Source organism: Anaerovorax sp. IOR16 (genome assembly GCF_017168145.1).
Taxonomy (GTDB): domain Bacteria; phylum Bacillota; class Clostridia; order Peptostreptococcales; family Anaerovoracaceae; genus IOR16.
Map to the genome: position 1 here is coordinate 219,980 of NZ_JADQTL010000008.1, position 14,170 is coordinate 234,149.

Genomic DNA, 14,170 nt, shown 5'->3' on the forward strand with positions numbered 1-14,170 from the left:
CCACCTAACTGAAATGCGAGAAAAGCTCGGCACTGCCGAGCTTTGTGACTGAAAGGCGGTCGCTTGCGACCACCTCTCTTTATCCCGCACCTAAATCGAACGGTGGGTTCACTCTAATTTAGGATGCTGAGTAGTCACAAGGTTTTATTTCTCTTATCTTGGCATTTCGCAAAACTTTGCCCAAATCGCCCTCAATTCTTTCAAAGGGTATACTTATCCTATCTTGGGTGTGAAAGTCGCACACAAGGGCACACAAGTGGCAACGTGGTCGATTATCTGTTTCTTATGAATTGCTGTTATCAGATTGCGGTGTATTTATCGGTTTTTTAGTCTTAGCCGACTTAGTCTCCTTTGCAATTCTGTCTTCAATATACTCTCGGGTAGGCTGTGGTACATATTTCTCATACAGCTTTTGAATAGTATCGGAGAGTTCGTTTTGCAATTCAGCATCCTTTTTCTCCATATAAAATTCAAGTGCATTCAGTTTTTCCTTTTCAAAAGTCAAGGTTAAAGTTGCTTTTTTCATTCCACTCATCCTCCTAAAAATCAAAACCTATAAACGTCATTCGTGGCTCCAGTTCTAGTTCTTCCCCTGTAAAAGTGGGAACATCAGAAAACATCTGGGTGTATTTTTCTACCTGTTTGTCATCAAGTGATACAAATTCACCATCATCACTATCGCCACAAATAAAAAATGGACCGCAGATAATATCTGAGCCCAATCGTCTGTTTGGTTCCATTCCATTTAGTTTTCCTTCTTCATTGACAACCGCAAGACATCCATTATCGAGATAAACACATTCAATGAGCCCACCCACTTCCGCTTGTAATGCCGCAAGAGTATTCTCAATCTCTTTTACCACAGGGGGCATACCTACATCCATTTTTACAACTTTAATTTTATTTTGCGTAATTGCACAATCTTCCAGTACAGTATCATTTTCCAAATCTTGCTCATTTTCTTTTAGTTTATTACAGTACTCAGAATCAAGAGTGATATTAACACAGTTATCCTCCACCACGATTTCGGCAGTTTCCTGTTTTTCACGAAGAGCAGAAAGCAACATGCCCCCGATACCATTGTTCTCCCTGATAGGAATTTCGTAGCATTCACTGGCATCTTCAATGTCAAAAACCCATCTGCCGTTCTCTGCATTTGTTATAGCATCCTTGATAATTTTGTCTGCTGTAAGAGCAATCTGCTCATCAAGATAAAGCTTAATATTTGGCATATATGCACTGTATCGTGCATAATCATATCCACTTGAATCAATTAGAATTCCGTCACCGCTTTCCATATCAAGAGCAAGCAGTCCGTGAATTACACCGTTAGAATCAACAAACATATCCTCTTTGTGATCTGCAATAAACTGTCTGTCCTGGAGCAAGCCATTAGAAAACTCTTCAAATTTTTCATGTTCCATTTGCTCTACGGTTTCAATAACACAAGGCTGTGTTTGAATAGCAGAGCATTTTCTTTCAAAAATTGCATTTGTTTTAAGCATAAAATCTTCCTTTCTCTTATGGTAAATAACTTCTTGGATTTTGTTTTTCTCCGTTTATACGGATTTCAAAGTGCAAATGATTTCCTGTACTTCTGCCTGTAGTGCCTACCTCGGCAATCTTTGTTCCTGCTGATACCTTTTGCCCCTCACTTACAAGTAACTTTGAGCAATGCCCATAAAGGGTAATAAAACCTCCGCCATGATCCACCATAACATGATATCCATAGCCTGTATTGGAATAGCGTACAAGCATAACTGTTCCATCGAGAGCAGAATAAATCGGAGTACCTTTTGGTTTTCCAACATCGATACCTCCGTGCCCTTTCTTCTGTCCTGTAAATGGGTCTTTACGATAGCCGAACTCACTGGTCACCGAACTTCTCCAATTTGCCACAGGTTCGGTAAATCCATCTACACCTACGAACGGAACATCAGAAATGGGAAGTCCATTAGTAAAATCGTCAAACTCCTTCCCATAGGTAGGCGCAGGTCTGCCGTATTTAATACGGTAATATATTTCTGTCGCATTGGCTCTGTCATCAGCTGTTGCGGTTATTCCCATTACTTTAGCAATGTTTTCATAAATAACTGACAGTTCCTTAATGGGAACAGATACAATGTAGGTTTCTTTACTGGTACTGCCATCTTCATTTGTAACTGTGCGAGTTCTTTTTTCATAAACAACAAAGCAGTCTGCAAACTGTAAGGTATTAATAAGGGATGGGCGTTCATCGCCGAAATACAGAGCATAAAAAATAGCCTTAACTCTTACCGAATCAAGGCTTTCGTCATGTTCTGTTTTGCTATTAATACTTTTAATATCATAATCAAGCAAGGCAAAGCTGTAACGCATATCTTCAATATGCACTCTAAATTCCACGGGTGCTTTTTCAGATATAGCACCACCGTTAAAGGATAATTCAAGTGCTGTGCTGTTGTGACTTGCTGTTCCTGAAAGAATTGCAAGAATTAAAGCTATGGTTACAATGATAGGGGAAAGGATTGCCACGACAATCCAACCTATTGATTTTCGTAGCCGTTCATCTGATAATGCAGTGAGTGAGGCTTTAATTGCCATACTGATTGTTGCGGGGTCAGCCATTTTTTCACCTCATTTCATAAAAATACCGCCTACATTTTCAGTAGACGGCATTTTCATAATTACATTATTTCTTTTTAACGGGATAGCAAACCTCGGTTACATATTCATTTGGATTTTGTGTTTCATGAGGGCTGACATGATAAATATTGAATGCCAATCCTGTAAAAACATATTCGTTATCCTGCACCCAGTTGGCGACTGCCTCATTTACTTCGCTTGTTTTTTCGTACCCACCTTTAAAAGTTGCTGATGCAATTTCTACAGCAGGTTCAGTCTTAAATACGACATTTTCTGTGTTAGAATATTTGCCTTTAACAGTTTTCTGAACCTCAACATCTACATCTGACTCTTTGTACTCTCCATCATGGAAGATAGCCATTGTGTAACAAGGGTCGCTATCTTGCATTTTAAGAGTTGCAGTTTCCTGCATTAAAATCCCCCATAACATTCCCTCTTGTTCATAAGAAGGAATTATTTTTCTTACACTTGCAACATATCGCTCAGGTAAAGTTTTTAAAGATACATTATAATTCATAGCAGTTTCGTCCTTTCTCAGCCTTTCAATAGCTGTATCAAGGTAAAGTAAACGACGGTTTGTTTCTTCAGCTTCTGCTAAAACTTCTCTCTGTTTTATCGCCAAGAATTCAGCAAGCGCCTGCGGATTATCATAGCTTTTTAGAATTTCTCCAATTGCAGAAAGACTGAAACCCATATCCTTTAAAGATGTAATTCTACCTGCTGTTGGTAGTTGGTCTTCACCATAGTGGCGGTATCCAGTAAAGCTATCAGTTGCCTTTGGTATAAGCCAACCTATTTCATCATAATGCCGTAGCATTCGTATACTAATCCTTGATAGTTTTGAAAAATCACCTATTCTTAACATTTTGATTTCCTCACATATATGTGTATTTTGAGCTCATCTTTATTTTAGAGTATACCATAATGTGAGAGTCAATAGGTAATTTCAAATTTATCTTCCGCCTGCCTTTCCGAACAAATTTTCTTTGTATGTCGGAGCATGAACAACAAGGTTATATCGCTCGTTACCGCATTTATAGAGGCATACTCCACGCTGAGGAAACTTGATAAGATTGTATTCACTTTGTTCAAGTTGTAAGGTATCCATATAAAATTTAGAATCTACAGCACCCGCATTAAATAAAAATTGATGAGTTGGGATGGAAAACAACGGCTTTGTCATCTCACGAATACCCTCAATATTAAAGTCCTCCAAATTCTGACTGGACAGAATTACGGAGGACTCTTTCTTTCGAACTCTTTTCATAAAGTTTCTGATGTACTCAATAGCAGTCATATTTGTAAGGAATAAATACAGTTCGTCAATGGCCGCCGCTGTATTTCCCTCGGTAAGAAGTTTGTCACTCATAAAGGATAAAACATTAAAAAGTAAAGCATTTTTCACATTCTTACTTGCATTTAATAAGCCTTTTACACCAAACACAATAAATCTGTTTGAAGTAATATTAGTATGTCCGTTAAAGAACTTACTCTCTGCACCCTTACACATGGAATGCAGTCCAAGTAGAATTTCCTGTAACAATTCAGCGGTATAAAGCTGATATTTTTCTTTGTCATAGTCTTTATACTCTTTCTCAATCAGAGCATAAAGGTCAGACAGGATGGGATAGTCCTTAGACTCAAGTGATGCAAAGTAGGTGTTATCACTTATATTCCAATTGGAATACAATTTGCCAAGCATAATTTCAATGGCATCAATATGTATGTCATCGAAGTCTTTATAGCAACGGAAAAAATCTTTTAAAAAGCTGATGTGCTGACTTAGCTTGGTTGCTTGCCTAAATGCAATGGGTGCATCCTTATCCTGTGGGGATCCACCGTCATCCCAGCTTTTCGGTTCCAGTGGGTTTATCATATACTGCCCACTCATCAAATCCACAAAACAACCGCCTGTATTTTCTGCAAGTTCACCGAATTCATGCTCCGGATCAAGGCAGATTACATTTTTACCCGACTCTAAGATATTGCATAAAATCAGCTTTAGTAGATAGCTTTTGCCTTGTCCTGAATTACCCAAAATCAAGATACAAGGGTTGGTTTTGTCATCATCTCGCTTATCAAAATCCACAAGAATGTTACTGCCAAACTTATCTCTGCCTAAATAAAAACCGTTGCTGTCTGTCTTTCCCGAGTAATTAAAGGGATACAGATTTGCAACGGATGAAGCAGGGAGGACTCGTTCAAATTGACTACCAAAAATATTTCTACCCGATGGACCAACACAGAAAAAACCTTGCTGCTGTCGGAGCAACAGCCTATCTACATTTAGTTTACTGCGTACAAGTTCTGTCAAAACATCAGTTTGTAATAGCTTTAGGTTGTCATAGTCACTTGCAGTTAACTCGATAAATACTGCACAATGTAAGAGTGGTTCACGGTTTCTATGCATGGTAGATATCAATGTAACCACATCCTGCAGATTGCTTTCAGCAGTGACACTTTCTTTCAAATCATTGGTGTTTGCAGTGTTCATTCTGTTCTTATTTGTGGCATTATGAATGATTCTTTTTTCTTCTGTTGATGTTACCTGTCTTGTATAGATACGCAGTGTCACGCCATCTTTTTCTCCAAGGTGACGGAGGACAGCCTGTTCTTCAGTTACCGTGGGATATTCACGAAGTGCCCACACACATCGGAATGTGTTTCCACAAATAAAATGATCCACATTAAATTTAATCACTGATGGAGCAATCATGTCGAGAAACTCTTGTATATACACATATTCCTGTGGAGTTACTTGTTGTGTTATTTTACTTTTCATGAATATAATATCTCCTTTCAAAAAAATCACCTATTGACAAATAGTCAGCGCTGAGTATAATTATAGTCAGTACTGACTATGTTGAAAAGGAGTGATAATATGATTCCACTATACATTCTTGGCTTACTCTTGCGATTTGGCCCTCAACACGGATACCAAATAAAAAAGCTAATGGAGGAACAGCTTGAGGACTTTACGCAGATTAAACTACCCACTGTGTATTACCATCTTGAAAAAATGGAACTTGCGGGACTAATTACTGCTAATCGTGACAAGCAAGGTGCACGCCCAGAAAAAACCGTGTATCAGATAAGCAATACAGGAGCGGATAAATTTAAGGAACTACTTCATCAAACCTTGCAGATTAAGTATCGTCCTTCCTTTGATATTGATGGTACATTTTATTTTTCTGATTCTTTGGATAGTAGTGTCTTAATAGATAGTCTTAGCCGGCACATTTCTAGCTTGAAAAAGACACTTAATAAGTTGGAAATTCACCGTAAAGAAACTATAGCGCATATCCCCGAAGACTATAAAACCTCTGCCAATATTATTTTTGAGCACCACATTCTGCATTATAAGGCTGAGCTTACTTGGGCAGAAGAATCATTAAACATCTTGAAGGAGGCTAAAGCACATGGTAAAAACCAGAGTTGTTGAAACAAATGAGGGTATACAGAATGAAGTTACTGTGAAAACCTTTGACTTATTTGCCCGCAGTATGCGGGATAAAGGATGGAACGGTGTGGACGGCATGATTGCGTCTGGCATCAAGGGTGGTGATGTATTGGAAGTCGGGCCCGGACCGGGATATGTGGGATTGGAACTATCAAAAAAGATTCGACCATCTTCACTCACTGGCTGCGAAATCAGTCCTGCTATGCTTCATATTGCCGAGAAAAATGCTGCTGAATACAGCATTCCCGCCCACTACGTGTTGGGAAACTGTATGGAGATGCCGTTCGAGGATAAAAGCTTTGACGCTGTCATTTCCAACGGATCCTTACATGAATGGGAAAACCCTATCCGTGCCTTTGATGAAATTTATCGTGTTCTTCGTGCCGGCGGACGATACTGCATCACCGATTTGCGTCGTGATGTGCATCCACTTAAAAAGGCATTGGTCTATCTTTCAACTCAGCCCAAGGAAATGCGCCCCGGTCTAATTACATCACTAAATGCTGCCTATACAATTTCTGAAATCACTGAACTTCTGCGTCATTCTAATCTACGCAATGCAACTGTAACCAGTGATTTCTTTGGACTTTGTATTGCAGGTCAAAAGTAATGACACCTAAAAGAGAAGCTAAGGAATTTCTCCTTGCTTCTTTTTTCTATTCATTAAAAATTACCCACCTCTCACCATCGAAATCTTCGTACCTATCAGTCGTGACATTCTGTTCAAAGTACACTCCGAGAATTCTCTTGATATCCGCACTATCCGCTCTCCTTGATGTAAAACCTTGATCCTTTAAGCTCTTTTCTATACGAGATAAATATGGAAACACGTCACTTTCTTTCTCATTTTTTAATCGAATGATTATCAGAAATTCACGAGCAGTAGCCATCTGCACTTGCATTCGGTCGAGGTTGGTGCTGTCTTGCATCAGAAGTTTTCGGATAATAGGATTTTCCTCTTCCTCCATACGCTTTTTCAGATATTGCTTGTTGTCATCAAAATTCTCTTTGGAATTAAGGCAGAGCATTTCAATTTCAGCAATACCTTTCAGCACCGTCATCAATGCATAGATTCTACTGCTTACACTGCTTTCCGAAAGTACAGATATATTTGTTGGGTGTATGATAAAATATACAAGTTCGCCATAAGGAGTGACAAGGCTGTAATCAGTGATTTTCGTAATTCCCATCAGTTCTTTTGTAGAATTTTTATGTTTTTCCTTTGTCTTTTCTTTTCTGCTCATAGTTTTATAACCTCCAATCATATGTTTGTTGCTTTAAAATAAAAAAGGATACGGCATATCGAATAAAATCCAATATACTCATATCCTCAAAGCGAATGCTTAAAAAAGCATATGCCGCAGTAATTACAACAGGGAATAGGATACCTGTTTGAGCAAGGGCAAAAACAGAAATAAGCAATCCTATTCCAATAATACCAATGTCACGCAATTCCCAAAGCCATAGTGTTGCTTTTGCTTTTAAGTTATCGGGATACATATACATTTTAACTTTCCTCTCTTTCTTCCTTGAATTTTTTCAAGAAAAAAGCAATCCCACGGAGAACAAAGTCTACACATGGAATTGCCACACTGTTTCCAAGAGCCTTGTATCTTGGCGAATCTGAAGCCTTTGGTATATTAGTCCACCCATCGGGAAAGCCTTGTAGTCTTTCGCACTCAAGAGGTGTCAACCTGCGGACAAGGTTCCGTGATACTGCAAGATTTTCACTTCCTCCACCATTGTCACCGCCTTCGGCTCTTAAAGTGCCACATCCTTCCTTGTAATCTGCAAATGCAGATTGTCCATATATGGTGCTTTGTTTGTCAATAATACACTTATCTTGGCTGACATATTGATTGCCTGCACCTTTCCAATCACCATTACATAATGCTCCAACAACATCCTGATATGGTTTACCTATAATGCATTTGTCTTGATTTACATAGATAGAATTCACTCCTTTGTAATCACGATGACACAAGGCTCCTACCACATCTTGATATGGCTCAGGCTTATAAATAGCATGCACGTCTGATGTTGTAAGGGTATAGCTGATATCTTTCTGCACACCTTGACCGTTGCCACCGTTATGATCCTGGCGGTTAATCGTATTGCTGGCAATGCAATAGCTTTCCTGTACTATGGCAATACCACCTTGGTTTTTACTTGGATCTGGGTTTGTAGTATCAAGGGTTCGTGATTTATCTGTTTCCCGACAGCCTGATATTGGGTTATCAGATTTCATTGAATTACTATCTTTGCTATCCAAACTATATGCAATCGGTGTTGATACAAGAGGAACATTATTTCCACCTGCTCCATAGGTTGCTGCCACTGTCGGTGCAACTTTCAGCGGTCCATTATATCTGCAGTCCTTACCGTGATTATCAAACAGTACAGGCTGATTATTTCCACTTGTTCCGGCGGCTGATGTAATCATCGGGCAAAAATTTTCACAAATTTCCGCACCACCTTGCTGACTTCCCATAACAATGGGAAGATTTCCACCCATACTTGCTCTTAATGTTGAAGTTATGTTTTCGGTAATATCCATGCGGTTCCCGCCTTGGTCATTTAAACAAATCATTGGTTCTGTAACAAAGGTTTGCATCTGCATGTTTTGTGTTGCCATCAACGCCCCCGAAAGATTTTCAAGGTCAATGCCTTCATTCCTTTGATTAATATGATACGATTTCAGCTCTTTCATATTTGGTAAACTGCTGTTATCTATCTGTGTAATTCTGGCTTGTATTTCCAATGCTGTTTTTAATTGTATAGGTAATTCCTTACCTCTCGATTTTGCTCGTCTAAGTATTCCCAAGCAAGCGGTCTTGCTCAAATAGTATTTGGGGAGCGGTGTGTCCTCCAAAATCTGCGACAAGAAAGATTCTTTTGCGCCTTTGGGCGACACCCCAGTATTGAGCATCCAGAACTCTCCAAGCAAGGGAGAATTCTCTTCCCAAAATGCACCCAGCAGATTTCCATACCCCTCCCGTAGGTCGAGGTACAGATACGGTGTGGTCTGCAATTCGAACGGTCTCTTCAAGCACCGCTTTGAAGTCTTCTCCGTTCTGAGAGGAGAAGGCTCCGGGGACATTTTCCCAAACGAAGAATCGAGGTCGAATAAGGTCATTTGCTTTTCCGTCGTTTCCATCGGCACACCTCATTTCTTTTGTTATTCTAATCTGCTCCATAAATAGTCCTGAGCGTTCACCCTCAAGTCCTGCTCTCTTTCCCGCTACAGACAAGTCTTGGCAAGGCGAACCTCCACAAATAATATCAACGACAGGCAGTTTGCTACCATCAAGCTTTGTAATGTCACCAACATGGAGCATCTTGGGAAATCTTATTTTTGTTACTTCGATGGGAAAACTTTCGATTTCACTGGCCCACAGAGGAACAATCCCATTATGAACTGCGGCAAGCGGGAATCCGCCAATCCCATCAAAAAGGCTTCCCATTGTAAGCATTTATATCATCTCCATTCCATAGGCACTTTCCTCTCTACTTCGGCACCGCTTGCACGATGGTCCGAGTTGTATTCACTGCTGCTTGAGCCGTATATACCGCACTCATCACATTTGCTTTTGTTGAGGTATCCAAACCAAATGCCCCCGCAATTCTTGGTACTTCACCTGCGGATAGCATAAGTCCCAAACCAAGTAATGCATGGTCTTTTAACACCATAAGTCCTGCTGTAAGTATGGTTGCTTGCAGAAACGTAGTTAAGCAAAGTCCTATGATCTGTTTGCACCAACCTATAAATCCATCTACATATCCACGAGGAACAGAAAACATATATAAACTTCCAACGGCTATCTGAATGAGCAAAATGCCACCTCGCTTGAGATTTGCAAAGAATACTTTTATCACCGCATATCCCATAAGGATAATAATAAACAGCGCCATAATGGGTGAAGTGATAGCGGACAATCCTCCAAAGACATTAGAATTTCCAACGGCATCAAGGGTTCCTACGTTGTTTAATTCGGTAATAATACCATTAGCCAAGTCACTGATTCCATTTGCATGACCTGTAATTCCTGTAGTAAGGCTTGCTTGCAGATTCACCGATAACTTATACAGTTCTATGGGGGCAACAGTAAAAAGGCTGACCGCCATAAACCCTTTGATAGCATTTATTCCTGTATCCTTAAGATTTCCTCGGCCGTATTGATACTCAATTCCTGTTTCAAAACATGAAACCACAAGTCCTGTAACATAAAGAGTCCATGCAAGATAAGAAAAAAACAGTACAATGCTTTGAACCCAATTCATCTCAAATAACTCCACACCCATATTGCCCATCTGGGCAAAAAAGTCACCGAGAAAGCCTACAAGATGTCCATAAAACCAATCAATGATTTGATCCATCACATCACTGAGCAAAAAATCCCATATAAACAAAAGGGGAAACCTCCTTTCTTTCCAAGTAAAAAGAGCATACCGTTTTCACGATATGCCCAAGCTTTGCATAAAAAATGACGGGGTGCTAATCCTTCAATGATTTTAGCTCTCCGTCATCTTCATTCATTATTTCCAATATCAGTTTTGCTCCCATACGGAAGCCTTGTGTAAACCGTTCCTCAGCATTTATATAGCTGAGTTTTCCTTGTGCTGTTACAAAGTCTTGCAGTTTTTCTTTGCCTTGTGCATCTAACAGCTTGTTGAGTTGTTCTTCAAGTTCAGCTATTTCATTCAGACTCTTTTGGTATTCACTGCCATGAACCACTTCCTTTGCTATGGGACACAGATTTCCGTTGTACAACTCGCTAAGTAAATTTTCTTTCTGCATTTTCTCCACCTCCTTCAAGCACAACACAATAGCACAACAAATTGATTTAAGCTATACACAGAAACCAACAAACTTGACATAAAAAAAACAAGGACATTTTCTATCCTTGCTACTGATTATTATTTTCTTGCAACTCAGCTTCATCTAGTGCTTTTATAATTAGTTCAGTGATGAATGCCTTTTGGGTTAAGTTCGGGTTCTTATCAAGGTGTTTTTTTATCCTTGCAAAGATTTCTTCTGATATTTGCAAGGCAAGTGTCCTTGTTTGTGCCATGTTTTTCATCTCCTTCATTTGATAGTATTCAATAATCAGCTTTTCTACATATTGATTTAGGGTAAGTCCGCTTTTTTCTTGGTTTGCTCTTACTTTATTGTGTAATTCGATAGGAATTTTGGCACATAAACTTTTGGTTTCTTCCATCACTTTTTCCTCCTGATTTTTATTTGCAAGCAAAGCATACCCCAAAGTCTAAGTTAAAGCTATACCTAATACCAACAAGAATTGAAGTAAAAGCCAAACAATATTTACTTCGCTACATACCCAATATAGTCCAGAGTATCCTCGGATAAGGGCGGTGAAAAAGCGACAACCAAATGATTGTCGCTTCAGTGTTATTTGAATTTTACCGCTGTGCCATATACAACCGTTTCGGAAACACCTTCCCAAATAGCAGTTGAAGAATATCTAACGCCAATAATGGCATCAGCACCCATTTCCTTTGCCTGTGCTATCATACGCTCTTTAGATATTTCTCTCGATTTATTTAGCATATCTACATACTCTTTAAGTTCACCACCAACGGCACTTTTTACACCTTGAAAAAAATCCTTCACAGCGTTTTTGTTTTGAATGCTGTTTCCTTCAACCAAACCCAGCATTTCAATTTCTTTGCCTTGCATATATTTTGTTGTTACTAATATCATAAACTTTACTCCTGTTCAATTTTAAAACAATATACAAATCCATTATCTTTTGATTTTTTGCCATCGGTCAATGACTTATCATGAAAGGTACTATATCTTTGAAACCCATATCTCTCGTAGAATGTGTATGTGCAGCTAAGCTCCGTCCACAAGAAAATACTTTTCATCTGATTTACCTTGCAAAATTCCACATAGTCATTCATGAGCTGGTAACCATATTTCTTGCCACGCAATTCCTTGCTTACAATAAATAGATTAACCTCACCATCAAATAAATCTGATTGTTCTTCGCCCAAGCAATCCACTCGCCTATGTGTAGCAGCAATTTGACGTGCTACTTTTCGATTTCCGAATTTTCCCAAACCCCAAAGGCTAAGCTGATACATACTGGTAAACAACGAAGATACTTTACATTTCATATTCTCAATTATGCCATTATTCTCAATACTACCAAACAGCAATCCGCACACCTCGTCATTTTCATTGACGATTATTTCTCGATGAATACTATAATCCAAACATTCCTTTACATAAGTGATATAAATATCCAAATTATCTTTTACACCAACAAATCCAGAATGAAAATCCCATGTATTAAGGACTAATTTTGCACATGATTTTAAATATTTTTTACTGTATTTTTTGATTTCGTACGAGATCTCACTCACCTCCAAGTACTTTCATGATTGCCATAGCCCAAACCTCTTTGCAATCAATCTGATAATGATAAAGCAATGCATCATCAATTCCTGTCTGCACGATAAATAGGTAATCTGCAAAGCTTAGGCTGTTTGTTTCCTGCGGTACTGCATCAATTGATTTTCCATATTCTATAATGCTACGCCATTTTTCTTTTTCTGCAAGAATATAACTATCCACATATTCTCGCAAGGCTGGAATTCTGTTTGTTTGTATATCTATTTCAGCAAATACTTTTCTTGCTGTAACATTGGTTTCAAATGCATCAACAAGGGAATATCCCTCATTCAAAAGATATTCACGAAATTCATTTTGTGTTTCGATTTTGTGAAGGGATTGTTCCACATTATCATGTACATAAAGATTTTTTACAAGCTCCACCAATATTTCTTCTTTAAATCTAAAATAATAGTAAACGGATGCCTTTTTTATCCCGATGGCGTCTGCCAGTTGCCCAATGGAGGTTTTATCATATCCCTGCTTAGCAAGCGATTCATACATAGCTCTGAGCAATTTTTCTTTTGTTGACATTTCTTTCATATTATCCACCTACCTATCGTATGGTAGAATAGCATATTTAGATTAGCTTGTCAAATGCAAAAAACAAAATTTTGATTACTATATTCCTAATATAGTCCAGAGCATCCTTGCAAAAGGATGGTCAATCAATCCCTTTTGCTGTTGTTCATATTTGGTTACTTGAAGATGTTACTTTGCTATGATAAAATCATACTGCAAATATCTATTAACCAAGCCCTCTTAGGCTTATTACTATCTATTGAGATAAAGACAGGAGTGAGAAGTCATAATAACCAACGAATCTATCAATCGTGCAATAGACTACATCTTAAATAACATAAGCGAAGACCTATCGGTTGATGAGGTTGCTTCTCATTGCAACTTTTCTAAATATTATTTTTCCAGATTATTTAAGGCAGAAACTGGTGAAAGCATCTATGAGTTTATTAAACGTCTGAAACTGGAGCAAAGTGCTTTTCGCCTAAAGGTTGAAAAAAATAAAAACATCACTGATATTGGCTGGAAATATGGTTACAGTTCATCAAATTACAGCTCCGCTTTCAAGCAGTATCATGACCTATCTCCTATTGAATTTCGTCGAAGCATTGTACAGAAATCCTTATCAAACCCTATGTTTTGCGTTGCTAATATCAGTTTAGAGTCATTTGAAGAATGTAACAAAAAAATCTCTATAAATACTCTTGAGGATTGCAGGGTAATCTATGAGCGATATAAGGGAAGTTATCGGGATTTATCGACCCATTGGTGCAACTTCCAAGAAAAGTATCAGCAATACATCGCCAATGAAACATTGCTGATTGAGCGCACCTATGATGACCCTTCTATTACCCATATTGATGAGTGTTTGTATGATCTGTGCATCACTGCACCGCAAGACTATGCCCTTGAAAACACCTATACACTAATAGGTGGCAAGTTCGCTGTCTATCACTTTAAGGGGACAGTGGATCAGATCTATACCGCTTATCAAAGCATCTTTAATGTATGGCTACCGAAAAGCAGTTTTGAAATTGACGACCGATACGGCTTTGATATTTACAGAAGAATTGATTGCAATACCATGTATATGGAAATTGATTTTTTTATCCCTATTCAATAGAGCACAAATACAGAAGTTTATTTTT

At 38.6% G+C, this 14,170-nt stretch carries 18 protein-coding genes and 1 pseudogene; 4 read left to right on the forward strand and 15 right to left on the reverse strand.

The annotated features are described in order from the left end of the window. Positions 1 to 283 precede the first annotated feature (283 nt). From I2490_RS03030 to I2490_RS03050, 5 genes are all read right to left on the reverse strand, one after another. Positions 284 to 526 (reverse strand): DUF6103 family protein, encoded by a 243-nt coding sequence (locus tag I2490_RS03030; RefSeq protein ID WP_206458302.1) that lies wholly within the window; start codon positions 524 to 526, stop codon positions 284 to 286. Between the two features lie 13 nt (positions 527 to 539). Next, entirely contained in the window at positions 540 to 1,505 is a 966-nt protein-coding gene (locus I2490_RS16965; protein WP_330634538.1) for a DUF3846 domain-containing protein, read from the reverse strand. Positions 1,506 to 1,521: 16 nt separating this feature from the next. Then, entirely contained in the window at positions 1,522 to 2,607 is a 1,086-nt protein-coding gene (locus tag I2490_RS03040; RefSeq protein WP_206458303.1) for a M23 family metallopeptidase, read from the reverse strand. 64 nt (positions 2,608 to 2,671) lie between these two features. Continuing rightward, complete coding sequence (locus I2490_RS03045; protein WP_206458304.1) at positions 2,672 to 3,490, reverse strand: MerR family transcriptional regulator; 819 nt, start codon at positions 3,488 to 3,490, stop codon at positions 2,672 to 2,674. Positions 3,491 to 3,577: 87 nt separating this feature from the next. Further along, positions 3,578 to 5,407 (reverse strand): VirB4 family type IV secretion system protein, encoded by a 1,830-nt coding sequence (locus tag I2490_RS03050; RefSeq protein ID WP_206458305.1) that lies wholly within the window; start codon positions 5,405 to 5,407, stop codon positions 3,578 to 3,580. A gap of 99 nt (positions 5,408 to 5,506) precedes the next feature. Here I2490_RS03050 and I2490_RS03055 point away from each other — a divergent pair, with 99 nt between their 5' ends. After that, complete coding sequence (locus tag I2490_RS03055; RefSeq protein WP_206458306.1) at positions 5,507 to 6,067, forward strand: PadR family transcriptional regulator; 561 nt, start codon at positions 5,507 to 5,509, stop codon at positions 6,065 to 6,067. A gap of 94 nt (positions 6,068 to 6,161) precedes the next feature. Then, on the forward strand, positions 6,162 to 6,695 hold the full coding sequence (locus I2490_RS03060; protein ID WP_280634190.1) for a class I SAM-dependent methyltransferase: 534 nt from the start codon (positions 6,162 to 6,164) through the stop codon (positions 6,693 to 6,695). Positions 6,696 to 6,741: 46 nt separating this feature from the next. On the opposite strand, the gene I2490_RS03065 is transcribed toward I2490_RS03060, so the two are convergent. The 10 genes from I2490_RS03065 to I2490_RS03105 all read right to left on the reverse strand — a co-directional run bounded on the left by I2490_RS03065 (position 6,742) and on the right by I2490_RS03105 (position 13,046). Next, on the reverse strand, positions 6,742 to 7,329 hold the full coding sequence (locus tag I2490_RS03065) for a hypothetical protein (RefSeq protein WP_206458308.1): 588 nt from the start codon (positions 7,327 to 7,329) through the stop codon (positions 6,742 to 6,744). Between the two features lie 4 nt (positions 7,330 to 7,333). Continuing rightward, entirely contained in the window at positions 7,334 to 7,591 is a 258-nt protein-coding gene (locus I2490_RS03070; RefSeq protein ID WP_206458309.1) for a hypothetical protein, read from the reverse strand. 1 nt (position 7,592) lies between these two features. Then, entirely contained in the window at positions 7,593 to 8,909 is a 1,317-nt protein-coding gene (locus I2490_RS03075; RefSeq protein ID WP_330634540.1) for a DNA cytosine methyltransferase, read from the reverse strand. After that, the gene (locus tag I2490_RS16970; RefSeq protein WP_330634541.1) at positions 8,896 to 9,558 is read right to left on the reverse strand and encodes a DNA cytosine methyltransferase; all 663 of its coding nucleotides are present in this window, start codon (positions 9,556 to 9,558) and stop codon (positions 8,896 to 8,898) included. The genes I2490_RS03075 and I2490_RS16970 overlap by 14 nt, the downstream gene beginning before the upstream one ends. A 34-nt stretch (positions 9,559 to 9,592) precedes the next feature. Further along, a complete protein-coding gene (locus I2490_RS03080) occupies positions 9,593 to 10,495 on the reverse strand; it encodes a conjugal transfer protein TrbL family protein (RefSeq protein WP_206458310.1) in 903 nt (300 codons plus the stop codon). 85 nt (positions 10,496 to 10,580) lie between these two features. Further along, positions 10,581 to 10,883, reverse strand: a complete 303-nt coding sequence (locus I2490_RS03085) for a DUF6809 family protein (RefSeq protein ID WP_206458311.1) — start codon at positions 10,881 to 10,883, stop codon at positions 10,581 to 10,583. A 109-nt stretch (positions 10,884 to 10,992) separates the two neighbouring features. Further along, positions 10,993 to 11,304 carry a 4-oxalocrotonate tautomerase gene (locus I2490_RS03090; RefSeq protein WP_206458312.1) on the reverse strand — a complete coding sequence of 104 codons (312 nt, stop codon included), beginning with the start codon at positions 11,302 to 11,304 and terminating at the stop codon, positions 10,993 to 10,995. Positions 11,305 to 11,495: 191 nt separating this feature from the next. Beyond that, on the reverse strand, positions 11,496 to 11,807 hold the full coding sequence (locus tag I2490_RS03095) for a YbjQ family protein (RefSeq protein WP_206458313.1): 312 nt from the start codon (positions 11,805 to 11,807) through the stop codon (positions 11,496 to 11,498). A 5-nt stretch (positions 11,808 to 11,812) separates the two neighbouring features. Next, a complete protein-coding gene (locus I2490_RS16975; protein ID WP_206458314.1) occupies positions 11,813 to 12,475 on the reverse strand; it encodes a GNAT family N-acetyltransferase in 663 nt (220 codons plus the stop codon). After that, a complete protein-coding gene (locus I2490_RS03105; RefSeq protein WP_206458315.1) occupies positions 12,468 to 13,046 on the reverse strand; it encodes a TetR/AcrR family transcriptional regulator in 579 nt (192 codons plus the stop codon). Before I2490_RS03105 ends, I2490_RS16975 begins: the two co-directional genes overlap by 8 nt. Positions 13,047 to 13,362: 316 nt before the next feature. Here I2490_RS03105 and I2490_RS17140 point away from each other — a divergent pair. Together I2490_RS17140 and I2490_RS16980 are read left to right on the forward strand one after the other, a co-directional pair. Next, positions 13,363 to 13,614 (forward strand): annotated as a pseudogene (locus tag I2490_RS17140) (helix-turn-helix domain-containing protein); the annotation flags it as partial. A 42-nt stretch (positions 13,615 to 13,656) separates the two neighbouring features. Then, complete coding sequence (locus I2490_RS16980; RefSeq protein WP_330634542.1) at positions 13,657 to 14,145, forward strand: AraC family transcriptional regulator; 489 nt, start codon at positions 13,657 to 13,659, stop codon at positions 14,143 to 14,145. Positions 14,146 to 14,170 lie beyond the last annotated feature (25 nt).

Excerpts from the sequence above, each read along its gene's own strand:
- I2490_RS03070 (WP_206458309.1), bottom strand. The coding sequence starts at position 7,591 with ATGTATATGTATCCCGATAACTTAAAAGCAAAAGCAACACTATGGCTT.
- I2490_RS16970 (WP_330634541.1), bottom strand. The coding sequence starts at position 9,558 with ATGCTTACAATGGGAAGCCTTTTTGATGGGATTGGCGGATTCCCGCTT.
- I2490_RS03095 (WP_206458313.1), bottom strand. The coding sequence starts at position 11,807 with ATGATATTAGTAACAACAAAATATATGCAAGGCAAAGAAATTGAAATG.
- I2490_RS16965 (WP_330634538.1), bottom strand. The coding sequence starts at position 1,505 with ATGCTTAAAACAAATGCAATTTTTGAAAGAAAATGCTCTGCTATTCAA.
- I2490_RS03055 (WP_206458306.1), top strand. The coding sequence starts at position 5,507 with ATGATTCCACTATACATTCTTGGCTTACTCTTGCGATTTGGCCCTCAA.
- I2490_RS03060 (WP_280634190.1), top strand. The coding sequence starts at position 6,162 with ATGATTGCGTCTGGCATCAAGGGTGGTGATGTATTGGAAGTCGGGCCC.
- I2490_RS03030 (WP_206458302.1), bottom strand. The coding sequence starts at position 526 with ATGAAAAAAGCAACTTTAACCTTGACTTTTGAAAAGGAAAAACTGAAT.
- I2490_RS03105 (WP_206458315.1), bottom strand. The coding sequence starts at position 13,046 with ATGAAAGAAATGTCAACAAAAGAAAAATTGCTCAGAGCTATGTATGAA.
- I2490_RS03040 (WP_206458303.1), bottom strand. The coding sequence starts at position 2,607 with ATGGCTGACCCCGCAACAATCAGTATGGCAATTAAAGCCTCACTCACT.
- I2490_RS03090 (WP_206458312.1), bottom strand. The coding sequence starts at position 11,304 with ATGGAAGAAACCAAAAGTTTATGTGCCAAAATTCCTATCGAATTACAC.
- I2490_RS03085 (WP_206458311.1), bottom strand. The coding sequence starts at position 10,883 with ATGCAGAAAGAAAATTTACTTAGCGAGTTGTACAACGGAAATCTGTGT.
- I2490_RS16980 (WP_330634542.1), top strand. The coding sequence starts at position 13,657 with ATGTTTTGCGTTGCTAATATCAGTTTAGAGTCATTTGAAGAATGTAAC.
- I2490_RS03050 (WP_206458305.1), bottom strand. The coding sequence starts at position 5,407 with ATGAAAAGTAAAATAACACAACAAGTAACTCCACAGGAATATGTGTAT.
- I2490_RS03065 (WP_206458308.1), bottom strand. The coding sequence starts at position 7,329 with ATGAGCAGAAAAGAAAAGACAAAGGAAAAACATAAAAATTCTACAAAA.
- I2490_RS03045 (WP_206458304.1), bottom strand. The coding sequence starts at position 3,490 with ATGTTAAGAATAGGTGATTTTTCAAAACTATCAAGGATTAGTATACGA.